Origin of the sequence: Corallococcus sp. AB049A (assembly GCF_003668885.1) — a bacterium.
Lineage (GTDB): Bacteria > Myxococcota > Myxococcia > Myxococcales > Myxococcaceae > Corallococcus > Corallococcus interemptor.
The window spans coordinates 1-1,816 of the sequence record NZ_RAWL01000759.1 but is presented as its reverse complement, the minus strand read 5'-3'; the positions used below and the strand labels follow the sequence as shown (position 1 = coordinate 1,816).

Below are 1,816 nucleotides of genomic sequence, written 5' to 3'. Positions count from 1 at the left end.
GGCTTGGGCACGGGTGCAGGACGCTGCGTGGGCGCCTTGGGCTTCAAGCCCGGAGGCTTCGCGAAGGTCTGCGTGCGGGACTCCGCTGGCACCCGCTGCAACTGCTGCTGCACGGCCTCGGCGGAGGGCGGGCGCAGGGCGGGGTCCTTCGCCAGCAATTGAAGCACCAGCGTGTCCAACTCCGGGGGAATCCCTTCCGCGCGCGAGGAGGGCAGCGGCGGGATCTTGTCGACATGGGCGAAGAGCACCTGGACGGGGTCGCCCTGGAAGGGCCGCACGCCGGTGAGCATCTGGAACGCCATGATGCCCAGCGCGTACAGGTCCGTCGCCGGCCCCACCGCGCCGCCGCGGATCTGCTCGGGAGCCATGAACTCGGGCGTCCCCAGCACGGAGCCGTCGATGGTCGTCGGGCTCTCCTTGTTCTCCAGCAGCTTGGCGATGCCGAAGTCCACCAGCTTGATCGTGGGCGCCGCGTTTGGCGGCTCCACCATGAACACGTTCGCGGGCTTCAGGTCCCGGTGCACCACCCCGGCCCGGTGTGCCGCCCCCAGTGCTGAGAGGATCTGATCCAGCATCCAGAGGACGGTGGGCACGTCCAATCGCTTCTGGTCAGACATCAGCTCGGAGAGAGGCCGTCCCTCCAAGAGCTCCATCACGACGTAGGGGCGCCCATCCGGAAGCTTGCCGAAGCCGAAGATGTCGATGATGCCCGGGTGCCGGATGGCATTCACCGCGCGGGCTTCCACGAGCAGCCGCTCATGCAACCGGGGCGAGACGAGCTCCGCGCGCAACACCTTGATGGCGGCCTGTTTCCCGATCAGCGAATGGGTGGCCCGGTAGACGACTCCCATGCCTCCGGCGCCAATCCGCTCCTCGACGGTGAAGTCACCAATCTGTGAAGAGAGCAGCGGATCCACGAGCGGCGTGGTCTCCGCCGATGCGTTCTTCCGCATCGTGAGCGTCGCCCCGTCGGGACTGGAAGGACGGTGGGTTTTCATGAGGGGAGTTCGCGCGGACCATAGCCGCGCATTTCCCCTGATTCCAAACAACCCGCCGGAATGGGATGCAAGGGATAGCGGGTCCCCAATGACCGCTGGGATGTAAATCCATACCCGCCAGGGATTGGCGACCGGTCAGGGCGCCGGGAAACGCGTTTCAAGGCGGCGTTTCCAATCATTCAGCTCCAGCTTGATCGCAGCCAGGGCCTTGCGCGTCTTCGCCTCTCGGATGTGGGTCACGTGATCCCCATGCTCGTTGTTCACATCCGGCGGAAGCGCATGACCACCGTTCCGGGCCTTCATCGTCGCGACGATCTGCGTGATCTGTCCGAGCAACTCATCCTTCTTGTCCTCGATGCTCGTCGAACGTGGGGGAGCCGCCTGCTCCTGCGCGGGCGGCGGGGTGGGCACTGAAGAGGTGGCGACCGTCGTCTGCTCCTGGGAGGGCGCCTGCTTGAGCTCCGTGGCGGGAGTCGATGGCGGCGGCGCCGCCTGGGGCTCCGCGCGAAAGTCCTGCTGAGGCTGGGGCGGCGTGGGGTCAGGCTGTACGGGGGCCGTCGCGACCTGGACGCGAAGAGGCTCGGACGCGACAGCGGTCACGGGAGCTGGCGTCCGGTGCTGGATGACGGCGGCTCCGGCCGCCAGGAGCAGCACCGCTCCCGCCAACCCCCAGCCCAGGCCGTGTGATGAACGGATGGCCTTGAGTGCCTCCTGCGTCGTGGTGCTCGTCTCGGTGTTTCCCGAGGAAGGTGTCGTCACGGACGCGGCCTCAGGCTTCGGAAGGGAGGGGGCCCGGGGCACGGAGCGCAGGGGAATGC

Annotated in this window: 1 protein-coding gene and 1 pseudogene; both read right to left on the bottom strand. The window is 67.5% G+C overall.

Going from position 1 to position 1,816, the window contains the following annotated elements; translation table 11 throughout:
• The coding region (locus D7X55_RS39120; RefSeq protein ID WP_233610355.1) for a serine/threonine-protein kinase at positions 1–953 on the bottom strand (953 nt) is incomplete at its 3' end.
• 180 nt (positions 954–1,133) lie between these two features.
• Positions 1,134–1,816 (bottom strand): annotated as a pseudogene (locus tag D7X55_RS39115) (hypothetical protein); the annotation flags it as partial.